This is a genomic window from Pseudomonas sp. 2hn (genome assembly GCF_019646095.1).
GTDB classification, from domain to species: Bacteria; Pseudomonadota; Gammaproteobacteria; order Pseudomonadales; family Pseudomonadaceae; genus Aquipseudomonas; species Aquipseudomonas peradeniyensis.
The window spans coordinates 4,877,346-4,895,693 of the sequence record NZ_CP081016.1 but is presented as its reverse complement, the minus strand read 5'-3'; the positions used below and the strand labels follow the sequence as shown (position 1 = coordinate 4,895,693).

Sequence of the window (18,348 nt, the reverse complement as noted above, 5' to 3'; positions counted from 1 at the left end):
CCGCAGCGGCCAGCGTCGCTCGGACGGTTCCGGGCGCTTACGTCTCTCGAGGAACACATGGCCAACCCAGGTTCGCCGCGCCGCTTCGCGCGCATCGATCGTCTCCCCCCGTACGTCTTCAACATCACCGCCGAGCTCAAGATGGCCGCCCGCCGCCGTGGCGAGGACATCATCGACCTGAGCATGGGCAACCCCGATGGCGCCACCCCGCCGCATATCGTCGAGAAGCTGGTGCAGGTCGCCCAGCGCGAGGACACCCACGGCTATTCCACCTCCCGTGGCATCCCACGCCTGCGCCGCGCCATCTCCAACTGGTACAAGGAACGCTACGACGTCGCCATCGACCCGGAAAGCGAGGCCATCGTCACCATCGGCTCGAAAGAGGGCCTGGCGCACCTGATGCTCGGTACCCTCGACCATGGCGATACGGTGCTGGTGCCCAACCCCAGCTACCCGATCCACATCTACGGCGCGGTGATTGCTGGTGCCCAGGTGCGCTCCGTGCCGCTGGTGCCGGGGGTGGACTTCTTCAACGAGCTGGAGCGGGCGATCCGCGAGTCGATCCCCAAGCCGAAGATGATGATCCTCGGCTTTCCGTCCAACCCCACCGCCCAGTGCGTCGAGCTGGACTTCTTCGAGCGCGTGGTGGCCCTGGCCAAGCAGTACGATGTGCTGGTGGTGCACGACCTGGCCTACGCCGACATCGTCTACGACGGCTGGAAGGCGCCGTCGATCATGCAGGTGCCGGGCGCCAAGGACATCGCGGTGGAGTTCTTCACCCTGTCCAAGAGCTACAACATGGCCGGCTGGCGGATCGGCTTCATGGTCGGCAACCCCGAGCTGGTCAGCGCCCTGGCGCGGATCAAGAGCTACCACGACTACGGCACCTTCACCCCGCTGCAGGTGGCCGCCATCGCCGCCCTGGAAGGCGACCAGCAGTGCGTGCGCGATATCGCCGAGCAGTACCGCCAGCGTCGCAACCTGCTGGTCAAGGGCCTGCACGAGCTGGGCTGGATGGTGGAGAACCCCAAGGCCTCGATGTATGTCTGGGCCAAGATTCCCGAGGCCTATGCGCACCTGGGCTCGTTGGAGTTTGCCAAGAAGCTGCTGGCCGAGGCCAAGGTCTGCGTGTCGCCGGGAATCGGCTTCGGTGACTACGGCGACGATCATGTGCGCTTTGCCCTGATCGAGAACCAGGACCGGATTCGCCAGGCCATTCGCGGCATTCGCCAGATGTTCCGGGCCGATGGGCTGACCAGCAAGTAAGCCGCCAGGGCGCTATCGCGGGTGTAGGAGCGGCCTTGTGCCGCGAAAGGGCCGCGAAGCGGCCCCAGGATGTATGCAGCATTGCCAGGAACCTGGGGCTGCTTTGCAGCCCTTTCGCGGCACGAGGCCGCTCCTACACAGACCTGTGCATGCCGCTTACCTCGGAACGCCGATCAGCGGCGATCTTTTTTTGCTTCCCCCCTCTTCTCAGCCGATCGCGCCTGGATTACAAATAGCGCCGCGGGCGCTCGCCCCGATAACAACAACCTCCTTCCCTGGCCATCATGTCCGATCAGAACCCTTGCCTGACCTGCGGCGCCTGCTGCGGCTACTTTCGTGTGTCTTTCTTCTGGGGTGAATGCCAGTCCGCCGGTGGCGTGGTGCCCGACGACCTGGTGGTGCAGATCAACCCGACCCGGGTCGCCATGATCGGCACCGACGCCAAGCCTTGCCGCTGCGTCAGCCTGGGTGGCGAGATCGGCACGCAAGTGGCGTGCTCCATCTACGAGAACCGCTCCAGCCCCTGCCGCGAGTTCGATGCTTCGTGGGAAAACGGCGTGCACAACCCCAGCTGTGACGACGCCCGGGCGGCCTATGGCCTGCCACCGCTGACACCACCCGGCGCCAACGAGCCGCATTGGCCGGATGAGGGGGCGGAGGTCGCCTGAAGGGATTGCTTGGCCTTGCTGACTGCGGACTGCGTGGGAACGCGCTTGCCCCGCGATTGCGGTGCCGGCGTCATCGCGGGGCAAGCACGCTTCCACAAACCGTTTCACATTCTGGCCATTCGCTATGACCGTTCGTCGGTTGGATCCAATGGCCAAGCGGCTGAAACCCGCGAAACACGTGCCGCCTAGACAAAGTATTAACACCATTTGACCGTCCCCTGCGCCGTACCGCCCGCGCCTGAGCGGCTACACATTCCCTCAAAGGAAATTCGTAGCCATAGATCAGGCGTTTCGGCCGTCGCGTGTTCCACTGCTCTTTCCTGCCCGCTGTGCACGCATTCAAGGACTGAATCGCCTGATCCACGAAGGAGCTCTCCGTGGACAGACGTGCCGCCCCCCGTTCACCCGCCCGTTTCTCGCAACTGTCGCTGGCTGTCAGCCTGGCTGTCGGTGCGATGGCATTTGGTCTGTCCAGCGAACAGGCGCTGGCCGTCTGCAGCGCGGCCGGTTCCACGATCACCTGCAGCGGCGCGGCCAACCCGCTGGCGCCCAGCTATACCAATGGCGGCAGTGGCCTCACTGTCAACGTCAACCCGGGCGCGAGCCTGGGCACCTTGCTGGGCGTGGGCGGCACCTCGCTGTCGCTGGCCGGCAACAACAACACCCTGAACAACTCCGGCACCATCGACCCGACGTTGCTCGGGCTGCTGAGCATCCAGTCCTCCGCCGTGCTGATCGGCAACACCGGTACCGGCAGCACCCTCAACATCAACAACAACGCCACGGGCGTGATCAAGGGCACCGGCGCCTTGCTCGGCGCCAACCTGCTGAACCTCACCGGCATGGCGCTGGATGCGCGCAACGGCGCCGCCGGCACCACCACCATCAGCAACGCCGGCAGCATCGGTTCCTCGGCCTTGGCCAGCCTCACGCTGGTGAGCGAGGACACGCCGGTCATCGCCGTGACCGGTGGCAGCACGGTGAACTTCACCAACACCGGCACCATCCTCGGCCGTGCCGCGTTCGAGGCTTCCGCGACAGGCAACACCTTCACCAACGCCGGGACCCTGACCGGCAGCCTGTCGATGGGTGTCAACAGCACCAACCGCTTCAACGCCATCACCGGCTCCAGCGTGGGGGCAGGGCTTGGCGTCGGCGTGGCCTTGCTGGTCACCAGCAACCCGAACCTTGCCTTCGCGGCGGCCGGCAAGATCGACGGTGGTGCCGGTGGCACCAACACCCTGGCACTGCAAAACGCCATTGGCGGCGGCAGTGGGACCAGTGGCAGCGGTACGATCAACGCCACCAACTACATCAACTTCAGCCGCCTGATTGTCGACGCCGGCACCTGGAGCCTGATCGGCCAGGTGCTCAACGGCACCACCCAGACCACCCTCAATGGTGGTCAGCTCAACTTCGACAACGCCAGTGCCTTCGGCAGTGGCGCCATCACTGTCAACGGCGGCGGGCTGGCGGGCACCGTCGGTGGCCTGAGCCTGGCCAACAACTTCACCCTCAACGCCGGCCTGAACGTCGGCGGCGCCACCGACATGGCCCTCAATGGCGTGGTCTCGGGTGTCGGCGGCCTGACCAAGACCGGTACGGGGCTGCTCACCCTCGGCGCCACCAACACCTACAGCGGCGGCACCACCCTGGCCGCCGGCGGTCTCAACCTGGCCAGCGCCGCTGCGCTGGGCAGTGGCGGCCTCACCGTCAGCGGCGCCAGCAGCCTGCAGGGCAGCGTGCCGCTGGTGCTGAACAGCAACGTGGCATTGAACGCGGCGCTGACCCTGCCTGGCAGCAACGCCCTGACCCTCGGCGGTGTGCTCAGCGGCACCGGCTCGCTGGTCAAGAGCGGCAGCGGTGGCTTGACGCTGAACGGCGTCAACACCTACAGCGGCGGCACGACCCTGGGTAGCGGCACCCTCACCCTCGGCAACGCCAGCGCCCTGGGCAGCGGCACGTTGGCACTGAGCGGCAACGGCACCCTGGACACCACGGCGACCATGACCCTCGCCAATGCCATCAACCTGGGCAGCAGTACCCTGACCTTGCCGGGCACCAACGCACTGACGCTCAACGGCGTGATTGGCGGCAGCGGCAACCTGACCAAGAACGGCACCGCCGACCTCACTCTCAACGGCGTCAACACTTACAGCGGCACCACCACCCTGGGCGGTGGCAAGCTCACCGTCGGCAACAGCGCCGCGCTGGGCACCAGCGGCCTGACCCTGGGCGGCAATGCCAGCCTGGACGCCAGCAGCGCGGTCAGCCTGGGCAATGCGATCAACCTGGGGGCCAACACCCTTGACCTGCTGGGCACCAGCGCCACCACCCTGGGCGGTGTCATCAGCGGTACCGGCGCGCTGGTCAAGAATGGTGCCGGCGACCTGACCCTCAATGGCAACAACACCTTCAGCGGCGGCCTGACGCTCAACACCGGCAAGCTCACCGTCGGCCACAGCAATGCGCTGGGCAGCGGTGCGCTGACCCTGGGCGGCAACGTCAGCCTCGACGCCGGCACCGCAGTCAACCTGGGCAACGCGGTCAACCTCGGCGCCAATACCCTCAACCTGCTGGGCACCAGTGCCACCACCCTGGGTGGTGTCATCAGCGGCACCGGCGCGCTGGTCAAGAACGGCAGCGCCGGCCTGACCCTCAACGGCAGCAACACCTTCAGCGGCGGCACCACCCTCAATGGCGGCGTGCTGACCGTGGGCAACAACAATGCCCTGGGCACCGGCGCGCTGTCCCTGGGCGGCAATGCCAGCCTCGATGCGGGCGTGGCGGTCAACCTGGGCAACGCCATCAACCTGGGCGGTAACACCCTGACCCTGCCGGGCACCAGCGCCACCACCCTGGGCGGCGTGATCAGCGGCACCGGGGCGTTGGTCAAGAATGGCAGCAGCAACCTGACCCTGGGTGGCGCCAACACCTTCAGCGGCGGGCTGACCCTCAATGCCGGCACCCTGACCCTGGCCAGCGCCGCAGCCCTGGGCACGGGCGACTTGACCGTCGGCGGGGCCTCGACCCTGGCCAACACGGCGGCGATGACCCTGAACAATGGCATCAACCTTGGCGCCAACCTGACCCTGGCCGGCGCCAACAACCTCACGCTGGCCGGCAACCTCAGTGGCACCGGCGGACTGATCAAGAACGGCAGCGCCAGCCTGACCCTGAGCGGCAACAACACCCAGAACGGCACCACGGCGCTGAACGCCGGCACCCTGGTGCTGGGCAGCAACACCGCGCTGGGCACCGGCGCGCTCAATGCCGCGGCCAACACCACCCTCGACACCAGTATCGCCGGGCTGAACATCGGTAACGCTCTCAACCTGGCCGGCAACCTGAACCTGCCCGGCAGCAACGACCTGACCCTGAGCGGCATAATCGCTGGCGTTGGCGGCATCACCAAGGGCGGCAACACCACCTTGACCCTGACCGGTGCCAACACCAACAGCGGCTCCACCTTCCTCAACGCCGGTACCCTGGTGGTCGGCAACAACACCGCGCTGGGCACCGGTACCCTCAACACCGCCGCCGGCACCCACCTGGACGCCAGCACGGCCGTGAGCCTGGCCAACGACGCCATCATCGCCGGCCCCCTGACCATCGACGGCACCGCCAACCTGGGCCTGAGCGGCGTGCTCAGCGGCATCGGCTCGCTGGTCAAGAACGGCAACGCCAGCCTGACCCTGAGCGGCAACAACGTCTTCACCAACGGCACCCAGCTCAACGCCGGCACGCTGATCCTGGGCAGCAACACCGCATTGGGCATCGGTGGCCTGACCCTGGGAGGCAACGCGAACCTCGACACCAGCACTGCGGTGGCCGCCACCAACACCATCAGCCTCGGCGCCAACACCCTGACCGTGCTGGGCAGCAACGCCACCACCCTGACCGGGCAGATCAGCGGTACCGGCGCGCTGGTCAAGAGCGGCAGCGCCGCCCTGACCCTCAACGGCAACAACACCTACAGCGGCGGTACCACCCTCAACGGTGGGTTGCTGACCCTGGGCAACAACAATGCCCTGGGCACCGGCGCCTTGACCCTGGGTGGCAACGCCAGCCTCGACAGCAGCGGCACCCTCAACCTGGGCAATGCCATCAACCTCGCCGGCAATACCCTGACCCTGGCAGGCAGCAATGCCGCCACCCTCGGCGGCGTGATCAGCGGTACTGGCACGCTGACCAAGAACGGCAGCACCAACCTGACCCTGTCAGGCGCCAACACCTTCAGCGGTGGCCTCAACCTCAATGCCGGCACCTTGACCCTGGCCAGCGCCGCCGCGCTGGGAACCGGTGCGTTGAACGTCGGCGGCGCCGCCACCCTGGCCAACGCCACGGCCATGACCCTGAACAACGCCATCAACCTCGCCGCCGACCTGTCGCTGCCAACCACCAGCAACCTCACCCTGGCCGGCAACCTCAGTGGCACCGGCGGCCTGGTCAAGAGCGGCAGCGCCACCCTGACCCTGAGCGGCAACAACACCCACAGCGGCGCCACCGCGCTCAACGCCGGCACCCTGGTACTCGGCAGCAACACCGCCCTGGGCACTGGCGCGCTGAATGCCGCCAACAACACCACCCTGGACACCAGCGTCGCAGGCCTGAACATCGGCAACGCGCTGAACCTGGCCGGCAACTTCATCCTGCCCGGCAGCAACGACCTGACCCTGAGCGGCACCATCGCCGGCGCCGGCGGCATCACCAAGAACGGTGCCACCAGCCTGACCCTGACCGGCAACAACAGCAACAGCGGCATCACCCGTCTGAACGCCGGTACCCTGGTGCTCGGCAGCAATACCGCGCTGGGCACCGGCACCCTCAACACCCTGGCCGGCACCCACCTGGATGCCAGCACAGCCGTCAGCCTGGCCAACGACGTCACCATCGCCGGCCCCCTGACCATCGACGGCAGTGCCGACCTGGGCCTGAGCGGCGTGGTCAGCGGCATCGGTTCGCTGGTCAAGAACGGCAACGCCAACCTGACCCTGAGCGGCAACAACCTCTACACCAACGGCACCCAGCTCAATGCCGGCACGCTCACCCTCGGCAGCAACACCGCGCTGGGGATCGGCGCCCTGACCCTGGGCGGCAACGCCAACCTCGACGCCAGCACCGCCGTGGCGGTGACCAACGGCATCAGCCTGGGCGGCAACACCCTGACCGTGCTGGGCAGCAACGCCACCACCCTCGGTGGCCTGATCAGCGGCAGCGGCGCGCTGGTCAAGAATGGCAGCGCCGGACTGACCCTCAACGGCAACAACACCTACAGCGGCGGCACCACCCTCAATGCCGGGCTGCTGACCCTGGGCAACAACAACGCCATCGGCAGCGGCGCCCTGAGCGTGGGCGGCAATGCCAGCCTCGACGGCAGCGGCGCGCTCAACCTGGGCAACGCCATCAACCTCGGAGCCGGTGCCACCCTGACCTTGCCGGGCAGCAATACCACCACCCTCGGTGGCGTGATCAGCGGCACTGGCGCGCTGACCAAGAACGGCAGCACCAACCTGACCCTGTCGGGCGCCAACACCTTCAGCGGTGGCCTCAACCTCAACGCCGGCACCCTGACCCTGGCCAATGCCGCCGCGCTGGGAACCGGTGCGCTGAACGTCGGGGGCGCCGCGACCCTGGCCAACAGCGTGGCGATGACCCTGGGCAACGACGTCAACCTCGGCGCCAACCTGACCCTCGGCGGCAGCAGTAACCTGACACTGGGCGGCGTGCTCGCCGGTACCGGCGGCCTGATCAAGAACGGTGTGTCCGACCTGACGCTGACCGGCAACAACACCTTCAGCGGTGCCATCGACCTGCTCGGCGGCAGCATCACCACGGTCGGCACCACGGCCCTGGGCAATACCTCGGCAGTCAGCGTCGGCGCTGGCACCAGTCTCAACCTCGGCGCCAGCGCCACCATCGGTGGCCTGAGCGGCGCCGGTACGGTGAATATTGCCGGCGGCGGCGACCTGACCCTGGGCGGCAACAACCTCAACAGTGTGTTCAGCGGTGCCCTGGCCGGCAGTGGCGGGCTGGTCAAGACCGGCACCGGCAGCTTCGAGCTGTCCGGGGTCAGCACGCTCGGCGGCAACACCACGGTCAATGCCGGCCAGCTCAATGTCACCGGCTCGCTGGCAAGCTCCAGCGTGCAGATCAACAGCGGCGCCAGCCTCGGCGGCACCGGCAGCCTGCTGGGGGCGGTCGACATCGCCAACGGCGCGCACCTGCTGGCCAACAGCGGCGCGACCCTCGGCACCGGCGCGCTTACCCTGCACAGTGGCTCGATCCTCGACTTCGGCCTGGGCTCGCCGGCCACCGGCGGTACGGCGCTGGTCAACGTCAACGGCAACCTGACCCTGGACGGTACCCTCAACGTCACCGACGTCGGCGGCTTCGGCACCGGTATCTACCGGCTGTTCGACTACACCGGCGCGCTGGTCGACAACGGCCTGCTGGTCGGCAACGTGCCGGGCGCCATGTTGCCCGGCGACCTGCAGGTGCAGACTTCCATTGGCAGCCAGGTCAACCTGCTGGTCGGCGGCGCCTCCGGCACCGTGCAGTTCTGGGATGGCGGGCAGAACGTGCCCAATGGCGTGATCGACGGCGGCACCGGTACCTGGAATGGCAGCAACACCAACTGGACCGATGTCAACGGCGTGCTCAACGGCAGTTGGGCCAGCGACTTCGCGGTGTTCCAGGGCACCGCGGGGGATGTCACGGTGGTCGGCACCCAGGCCGCCACCGGGCTGCAATTCGTCACCAACGGCTACCGCCTGATCGGCGCCGGTGGGCTGGACCTGGTCAACGGCAGCAACGGCGCCTTCGCCGTGCGGGTCGACCCCGGCGTCACCGCGACCCTCAACGTCGGCCTCTCGGGCAGCGGCCAGCTGGCCAAGCTCGACAGCGGTACCCTGGTGCTCAATGGCGCCAACAGCTACACCGGCGGCACCCTGTTCAACGGCGGCACGGTCGTGGTCGGCAACAACACCGCTTTTGGTAGCGGCGCTGTCAGCACCGCCAACGGCACCACCCTGGACAGCAACACCGCCGTGGCCCTTGGCAACGCCTTCAATCTCAGCGGCGCCCTGACCGTCGCCGGTTCCGCCGACCTGGGGCTGTCCAACGTAGTCTCCGGCCTTGGCAGCCTGGTCAAGGCTGGCGGCGCCAACCTGACCCTGGGTAACGCCAACACCTACAGTGGCGGCACCAGCCTGGGTGCCGGCACCCTGACTCTCGGCAACGCCCAGGCGCTGGGCACGGGCGGCCTGAGCGTCACCGGCGCCGCCAGCCTGGACACCACCGGTAACTTGGCACTGGGCAATACCGTCGCCCTGAACGCCAACCTCACCCTACCGGGAACAAACGACCTCACCCTCAACGGAGCGCTCAGTGGCACCGGGGGCTTGGTCAAGACAGGTTCCGGCACGCTCACCCTCAACGGCAGCAACAGCCAGCAGGGCGGCACCAGCCTGAACGGCGGCACCCTCGTGGTAGGCAGCAACACCGCGCTGGGCACCGGTGCGCTGAACGCAGTCGGCGGCACCACCCTGAGCAGCAATGCCAACGTCACCCTGGCCAACCAGCTCAACCTGGCCGGCAACCTGACCATTGCCGGGGCACAGAACCTGACCCTGGGCGGCAACGTCAACGGCGTCGGCGGCCTGACCAAGACCGGCAGCGGCACCCTGACCCTGAACGGCACCAATGGCAACCTGGGCAACACCAACCTCAATGCCGGCACCCTGGTGCTCGGCAGCGCAAGCGCCCTTGGCCTCGGCCAGCTCAACGCGGCGGCCGGTACCACGCTGGACAGCAACACCGCTCTGAACATTGGCAACACCGTCAACCTGGGGGGCAACCTCACCATCACCGGCAGCAACGACCTGGGCCTGGGCGGCCTGGTCACGGGGGCCGGCAGCCTGACCAAGAACGGTGCCAGCAACCTTACCCTCAGTGGTGCCAACACCCTGACCGGCGGCGTGACCCTCAATGCCGGCACGCTGACCCTGGGCAACAACCAGGCGCTGGGCACCGGCACCCTGACCGTCGGCGGCGCCAGCAACCTGGCCACCACCGGCGCCCTGACCCTGGCCAACCAGGTGACGCTCAACAACACCCTGAGCCTGACCGGCAACAACAACCTGGCCCTCAATGGCGTGATCAGCGGCACCGGCGGCCTGACCAAGACCGGCAGCGGCAACCTGATCCTTGGCGCGGCCAACACCTACCAGGGCACCACCACCCTGGGCGGCGGCACCCTGACCCTGGGCAACAACACCGCCCTGGGCACGGGCAACCTGGCGGTGACCGGCAACAGCGCCCTGGCCACGATCGGTGTGCTGCAGGTGGCCAACGCCATCGGCCTCGGCGCCGGTACCACCCTCGGCGTCAACAACACCCAGGCCCTGACCCTCGACGGTGTCATCAGCGGTGCCGGGGCAGTGAACAAACTGGGTGCCGGGCAACTGGTGCTCAATGGCAGCAACACCTACGCCGGCGGCACTTCGCTGCAGGCCGGCAGCCTGCTGCTGGGCAATGCCGGCGCCCTGGGCAGCGGTGCCCTGACCGTCAACGGCGCCGCCAGCCTCGATGCCAGCCAGGCGCTGGCGCTGGTGAACGCCGTCAACCTCGCCGGTGGCAACCTGACCCTTGGCGGCAGCCAGGCGCTGACCCTCGACGGCGTGGTCTCCGGCAGCAACGGCCTAGTCAAGAACGGCGCCGCCACCCTGACCCTCAACGGCAACAACACCTACAGCGGCGGCACCACCCTCAACGCCGGCACCCTGGTGGTCGGCAGCAATACCGCGCTGGGCACCGGCGCCCTCAGTACCGGCGCCAACACCAGCCTCGATGCCAGCGGCGCGGGCGTCACCCTGGCCAACGCCGTGCACCTGGGCGGCACGCTTAACGTGCCGGGCAGTGCCGACCTGACCCTCAACGGCGTGGTGGATGGCGTCGGCGGCCTGAACAAGGCCGGCGCCAGCACCCTGACCCTCAACGGCGCCAACAACTACCTGGGCGGCACCACCCTGAATGCCGGCCGGCTGGTGGTCGGCAACGACAACGCGCTGGGGCAGGGCGCCCTGACCGTTGCCGGGGCCTCGACCCTGAGCAGCGGCGCCAGCACCACCCTGGCCAACAACGTCACCCTCAACGCCGGCCTGACCGTCGATGGCGGCAACGACCTGACCCTCAATGGTGTGATCAACGGTACCGCCGGCCTGACCAAGAACGGCAGCGGCAACCTGACCCTCAATGGCAACAACGGCTTCCAGGGCGGCACCCAGCTCAATGCCGGGCGTCTGACCGTAGGCAACAGCGGCGCGCTGGGCACCGGCACCCTGTCGGTTACCGCCGACGCCACCCTGGCCAACAGCGCGCCCATGGCCCTGGGCAACACCATTGCCCTGAGCAACGGTGCCAACCTGACCGTTGAAGCCGCCAACGCGCTGATCCTCAGCGGCGACCTCGGCGGCAGCGGCAACCTGGTCAAGACCGGCGTCGACGACCTGACCCTGGTCGGTGTCAAGACCTTCACCGGCAACGTCGACATCCAGGCTGGCTCCATCACTACCCTCGGCAGCGGTGTGCTGGCCAACGTCGACACCCTCAACGTCGGCGCCAGCGGCCAGCTCAACCTCAATGGCAACGCCAGCCTCGGCAGCCTCACCGGCAGCGGCCAGGTCGATGTCGGCATCGGCAGCGTTCTCAGCCTGGGCGGCAACAACCTCAGCAGCACCTTCGCCGGTGGTCTCAACGGCCTGGGCGGCCTGACCAAGGTCGGCAGCGGCACCCTGACCCTGACCGGCACCGGCAACCTGGCCGACAACACCCAGGTCAACGCCGGTACCTTGAAAGTGGATGGCACCCTGGGCAGCAACCTGCTGACCGTCGCCAGTGGCGCCACCTTGGCGGGTAGCGGCACCGCCAACGCCACGGTGGTGATCAACAACGGCGGCCACCTGGCCGGGCAGAGCGGCGCCACCCTGGGCCTCGGCAGCCTGGTGCTCAACAGCGGCTCGATCGTCGATGTCGGCCTGGCGTCACCGTCCACCGGCGGTACCGCGCTGTTCAACGTCGGCGGCAACCTGACCCTCGACGGCACGCTCAATGTCGGCAGCATCGGCGGCTTCGGCAACGGTGTATACCGCATCTTCGACTACACCGGCTCCCTGACCGACAACGGCCTGGACTTCGGCAGCCTGCCGCTGGGCGTGGGCCTGGGCGACGTGACCCTGCAGACTGCCCTGGCCAACCAGGTCAACCTGCTGGTCAGCGCCGCCGGCCTGAACATCCAGTTCTGGGACGGCAGCCAGAGCGTGCCCAACGGCCAGGTCGATGGCGGCACCGGCGTGTGGAACGCCGGCAACACCAACTGGACCGACCTCAACGGCGTGCTCAATACCACCTGGGGCAGCACCTTCGCGGTGTTCCAGGGCACTGCGGGCGACGTCACCGTCGACGGCAGCCAGACCGTCAATGGCCTGCAGTTCGTCACCAATGGCTACCGCCTGCTGGCAGGTACCGGCGGTGTGCTCGACCTGATCAACGGCAGCGGCGGCGACACCAGCGTGCGGGTCGATCCCGGGGCCACGGCGACCCTCGATGTCGGCCTGACCGGCGTCGGCAAGCTCAACAAACTCGACAGCGGCACCCTGATCCTCAACGGCAGCAACAGCTACAGCGGTGGCACCCTGCTCAGCGGCGGTACCTTGATCGTCGGCAACAACGCGGCCCTGGGCAGCGGCGCGCTGGACACCACGGCGGGCACTACCCTCGACAGCAACGCTTCGGTCGCGCTGGGCAATGCCATCACCCTGGCCGGCCCGCTGAACATCGGCGGTAGCAATGACCTGGCCCTCAACGGCAACATCGGCGGCGCCGGTGGCCTGGTCAAGGCCGGCAGCGCGCGGCTGGCACTGGGCGGCAACAACACCTATGCCGGCAATACCGCGCTCAATGGCGGCACCCTGGTGCTGGGCTCCAACACCGCGCTCGGCACAGGCAACCTGACCACCGCGCCCGGCACCAGCCTGGACAGCAGCCAGGCGGTCACCCTGGCCAACAACGTCACCACCATGGGCGACCTCACCGTGCTGGGCAGCAACGACCTGACCCTGGGCGGCACTGTCGGCGGCACCGGCCGCCTGCTCAAGGCCGGCCTGGCCCGCTTCGCGCTGATGGGCGCCAACACCTACAGCGGCGGCACCGACCTGCAGGCCGGCACGTTGGTGGTCGGCAACAACGCGGCGCTGGGCACCGGTGGCCTGGAAGTCACCGGTAACGCCAACCTCGACAGCACCAGTGCCGTGACCTTGGCCAACCCGGTCAATGTCAGCGGTGTGCTCAACGTGCTGGGCACTAACGACCTGCACCTGGCCGGCGTGCTCAGCGGCGCGGGCGAGCTGAACAAGAGCGGCCTGGCCGACCTGACCTTGTCGGGCAACAACACCTTCAGCGGCATCCTCAACATCCTCTCCGGCAGCCTGAGCACCATCGGCACCACTGCCCTCGGTACCCAGAGCCAGCTGAACGTCAGCACTGGCGCCAGCCTCAACCTCGACGGCAACACCAGCCTCGGCGACATCGGCGGCACCGGCGCGATCCAGATCGCCGCCGGCAACAGCCTGGCAGTGGAGGGCGGGGTGTTCGACGGCAATATCAGCGGCACTGGTACCTTGAACAAGCTTGGCAACGGCACCCTGGCGTTGAGCAGTACCAACAGCCACTCCGGCACCACCAACGTCCAGGCAGGAGGGCTGCAGGTGAATGGCTCCCTGGCCAGCGGCGCGGTCAACGTGGCCAGCGGCGCCAGCCTCAGCGGTGCCGGCAGCCTCGGCGGCGCGGTGACGGTGGCCAACGGCGGTAACCTCGCGGCGACCAGCGGCAGTACGCTGAACGCCGGTAACCTGGTGTTCGACAGCGGCGCCAACTTCAACGCCTCGCTGGGCACGCCGTCGGGTGGCGGCAGCCCGCTGGTCAACGTGGCCAACAACCTGACCCTGGGCGGTACCCTCAACGTCACCGACATCGGCGGCTTCGGCGCCGGGGTCTACCGGTTGTTCGCCTACGGCGGCAGCCTCACCAACAACGGCATGAGCTTCGGCACCACGCCGGTGCCGATCACCGACCTGACCGTGCAGACCGCCGTGGCCAACCAGGTCAACCTGGTGGTCGGCGGTGCCAGCAACGTACTGTTCTGGGACGGCAGCCAGAGCGTCGCCAACGGCCAGATCGACGGCGGCAGCGGCACCTGGGATGCCACCAACACCAACTGGACCGACGTCAATGGCGTGTTGAACAGCACCTGGAACGACACCTTCGCGGTGTTCCAGGGCGCACCCGGCACCGTCACCGTCAACGGCAGCCACAGCATCACCGGCCTGCAGTTCGTCACCGACGGCTATGTGCTCAACGCCGGTACCGCCGGTGAACTGCTGGGCAACGGCACCACCAACCTGCGGGTCGACAACGGCGCCACCGCCACCCTCAACGTCGCCCTCAACGGCACCGGCAGCGTCGCCAAGCAGGACGGCGGCACCCTGGTGCTCAACGCCGCCAACGGCTACAGCGGCGGCACCGCTCTCAACGGTGGCACCCTGGTGCTTGGCAACAATAGCGCGCTGGGCAGCGGCACCCTGACGGCCGCGGGCGGCACCACGCTGGACAGCAACACCGCCGTCACCCTGGCCAACACAACCGTGCTCAACGGCGCCATGGCCATTGCCGGCAGCAATGACCTGACCCTCAACGGCGTGGTCAGTGGCACGGGCGGGCTGATCAAGAACGGCGCCGGCCTGCTGACCCTGAACGGGGCCAACACCTACAGCGGCGGCACCCAGATCAACGCCGGCGGCGTGGTGGGCAACAGCACCAGCCTGCAGGGCGCGATCCTCAACAACGGCGCCCTGACCTTCGAGCAGAACGCCAACGGCAGCTACACCGGCAACCTCAGCGGCAACGGCACCCTGGCCAAGAACGGTACCGGCGAGCTGCTGCTGACCGGCGTCAACACCTTCACCGGCGCCACCAGCGTCAATGCCGGTACCCTGCTGGTCAACGGTCGCCTCGACAGCACCAGCGTGCACGTCGCTACCGGCGCCCGCCTGGGCGGTAGCGGCACCTACGGCGGTGCCGTGCAGATTGCCAACGGCGCCACCTTGGCCGCCGGCCAAAGCGCCACGCCGCTCACCGTCGGCAGCCTCGACCTGGCGTCGGGCAGCGCCCTGGACTTCAACCTCGGCGCCCCGGCCGCCTCCACCACCGTGGTCAGGGTCAACGGCAACCTGGTGCTCGACGGCACGCTGAACATCACCGATGCCGGCGGTTTCGGCACCGGTGTCTACCAGCTGTTCAGCTACGGCGGCACGCTCACCGACAACGGCCTGGTGTTCGGCGCCATCCCCGGCAGCGTGGTCTTGGGCGACCTCAGCCTGCAGACCGCCATCGCCAACCAGATCAACCTGGTGGTGCAGAACTACGGCGAGGAGCTGCAGTTCTGGAACGGTGGCAAGACCAATCCCGACGGCAGCGTCGGCGGCGGCAGCGGCACCTGGGGCTCGAACACTGGCTGGACCAATGCCGGCGGCACCAGCAGCGAAGGCTGGAGCGGCGGCTACGCGGTCTTTGGCGGCACGTCCGGCACCGTTACCGTGGTTGGCAACCAGTCGTTCGAGGGCCTGCAGTTCCTCAGTGATGGCTACCAGGTCGTCCCGGGCTCTGGCGGCAGCCTGACCCCGGTCAACGATGCCGACGGCAGCCTGGCAGCGGTGCGGGTCAACGCCGGTGCGACGGCCACCGTCAGTGCACCGCTGGTCGGCACTGGCGGTATCGAGAAGCTCGATGCCGGCACCCTGATCCTCGCCGGCGCCAACACCTACAGCGGCGGCACTACCGTCAGCGGCGGTACCCTGGTCGGCAACACCACCAGCCTGCAGGGCAACATCCTCAACAACGCCAACCTGGTGTTTGCCCAGGGCAACAATGGCACCTTCAACGGCACCCTCAGCGGTACCGGCACCACCACCAAGCAGGGCGGCGGCACCTTGTTGCTGACCGGCAACCAACCGTTCAGCGGTGCCTTCAACGTCAACCAGGGCGTGCTCCAGGTGGGCGATGCCGGCAACCCGGGCAGCAACCTCGCCGCCCAGGTCACGGTGGCCAACGGCGCCGCGCTGACCGGCAACGGCACCGTCGCCGGGCTGACCAACAACGGTACCGTGCTGCCGGGGCCGGCCGGCAACCTGAACGTGTCGGGCAACTTCACCAATGGCGCCACCGGCACCCTGGTGATCGACCTCGCCACCTCGCCAGTGAACTACCTGAACGTGGGCGGCACGGCCAACCTCGGCGGCAGCCTGATGGTGGCCAACCTCGCCAGCGGCAACGGCCAGTACACCGTGGTCAGCGCCGCGGGCGGCGTCACCGGTACCTTCGCCACCACCAACCTGGCCAACTCGGCGTTCCTCAACAGTTCGCTGGACTATGGCGCCAACCAGGTGACTTTGTCGGTCAGCCGCAACGGCAACTCCTTCGCCGATGTCGCCGCCACCGGCAACCAGCGTGGCGTGGCCACGGCCCTGAGCAGTGCCGGGGCGCCGGCCGAGCTGGTCAACAACCTGCTGCCGCTGGACCGCCAGGGCGCCCAGGCGGCGTTCGACAGCTTGTCTGGCGAGATCCACGCCAGCACCGCGACCGTGCTGATCGAGGACTCGCGCTACGTCCGCGACGCGGTCAACGACCGCCTGCGCCAGGCCGACTGCAGCAACCAGGACGACCCGCGTCGCACCCTGGCGCCGACCGCCAACCAGCAGCTGACCAGCGAAGGCTGCCAGGGTCAGGCCGTGGGCTGGATCCGCGCCATCGGCGGCTGGGGTACCTACGACGGCAGCAGCAGCCATGCCAGCGTCGACCGCGACCTGTCGGGCTTCATGCTCGGTGTGGACCGTGCGCTGGACGATGAGTGGAAAGTGGGCGCCGCCGCCGGCTACACCCGCTCCAGCATCGATGCGCACCGTCGCCGCTCCGACGCCACGGTGGACAGCTACCACCTGACCACCTACCTCGGCTACCAGCTGGACGCCTTCGCCGCCCGCCTGGGCGTGGCCTACAGCTGGCACGACATCGACACCAAGCGCGATGTCACCGTGGGCAGCTACGACGACCGCCTCAAGGCCAAGTACAAGGCGCGCAGCGCCCAGGTGTTCGGCGAGGTGGGCTACGCCATCGATGTCGGCGGCATTGCCCTGGAGCCGTTCGCCGGGCTGGCCTACGTCAACTACGACAGCGACACCGCCCACGAGAAGGGCGGGGCTGGGCGGCTGGAAGGCAAGGTCGACCAGGACGTGACCTTCTCCACCCTGGGCGTGCGGGCCGGCAAGCGCATCCTGCTCGACAATGGCAGCAGCGTCACGCCGCGGCTGTCGGTGGGTTGGCGGCATGCGTTCGGTGACGACAAGCCCGATGCCGATCTGCGCTTCATCGACGGTGGCGCCGGGTTCAGCACCGAGGGCGTGCCGATTGCCAAGGACGCGGCGGTGGTCGAGGCCGGGGTGGACCTGTCGGTGGGCGCGAGCGGCAAGCTGGGGGTCGGGTACTCCGGGCAGCTGTCGAGCGAGAACCGCGACCATGGTGTGGTGGTGAGCTTCAGCATGGGGTTCTGAGGTAGAATCGCTGGGGCTGCTTTGCAGCCCTTTCGCGGCACAAGGCCGCTCTCATGGAACAGAACATAATTCTTTGATTTGACTGGGGCAGCGTGGGAGCGGGCTTGCCCCGCGATGCGGTGTTTGGCACCGGCTTCGCCGGTGATCGCGGGGCAAGCCCGCTCCCACGATGGAACGCTGGAACGCTCGGGCGCGAGGGCTGTTGACCGCATCAGGGCCACCAGGTGTTCGTCGCAATCCTTGCAGCGCCTACAAGATCGAGCGCCGCACGCGCGGCGCATCGCGGGACAAGCCCGCTCCCACATCTGTTTCGGGCCAGTCAATCCTGTGCCATTACCTGGTCAGCCTTGTTGCTCCGACGCAATTTCAGCGTGGGCACCACTGCCGCCCCGCACGACTTGAGGCATGCACCAAGGCGGGCAACCATGGCCTGACAGGTTCGGCACGTTGCAAAAGATGTGGGAGCGGGCTTGTCCCGCGATGCGCCGCGCGGGCGGCGCTCGATCTTGCAGGCGCTGCAAGGCCATCGCCAAGCACCTGGTGGCCATGACGCGATCAAAACCCTCGCCCCAAACCCCGTAAGACATTTCCGAACTTGAAACCAAATCCTTCAGCCAGACAGCGCTTCGGACCTATCCTACGCGGCTGCCGGAAGGCTCTGAATTGGCCGGGAAATGCATCAGGGGTACCGTCACTGGGTCGTCACATTTGGCGACCGGGTGTGAGAAGCCCGTTGTGTGAACCATGTCGAT

Annotated in this window: 3 protein-coding genes; all 3 read left to right on the top strand. The window is 67.9% G+C overall.

The genetic code is table 11. The features are described 5' to 3' along the window. Positions 1 to 57: 57 nt before the first annotated feature. The 3 genes from alaC to K2O50_RS22060 all read left to right on the top strand — a co-directional run bounded on the left by alaC (position 58) and on the right by K2O50_RS22060 (position 17,596). Positions 58 to 1,266 carry an alanine transaminase gene (alaC, locus tag K2O50_RS22070; RefSeq protein ID WP_050703799.1) on the top strand — a complete coding sequence of 403 codons (1,209 nt, stop codon included), beginning with the start codon at positions 58 to 60 and terminating at the stop codon, positions 1,264 to 1,266. A gap of 284 nt (positions 1,267 to 1,550) precedes the next feature. Continuing rightward, positions 1,551 to 1,934: a YkgJ family cysteine cluster protein gene (locus K2O50_RS22065; protein WP_050703800.1), complete on the top strand. Its 384-nt coding sequence runs from the start codon at positions 1,551 to 1,553 to the stop codon at positions 1,932 to 1,934. Positions 1,935 to 2,311: 377 nt separating this feature from the next. After that, on the top strand, positions 2,312 to 17,596 hold the full coding sequence (locus K2O50_RS22060) for an autotransporter-associated beta strand repeat-containing protein (RefSeq protein ID WP_262974256.1): 15,285 nt from the start codon (positions 2,312 to 2,314) through the stop codon (positions 17,594 to 17,596). The last annotated feature ends 752 nt before the right edge of the window (positions 17,597 to 18,348 follow it).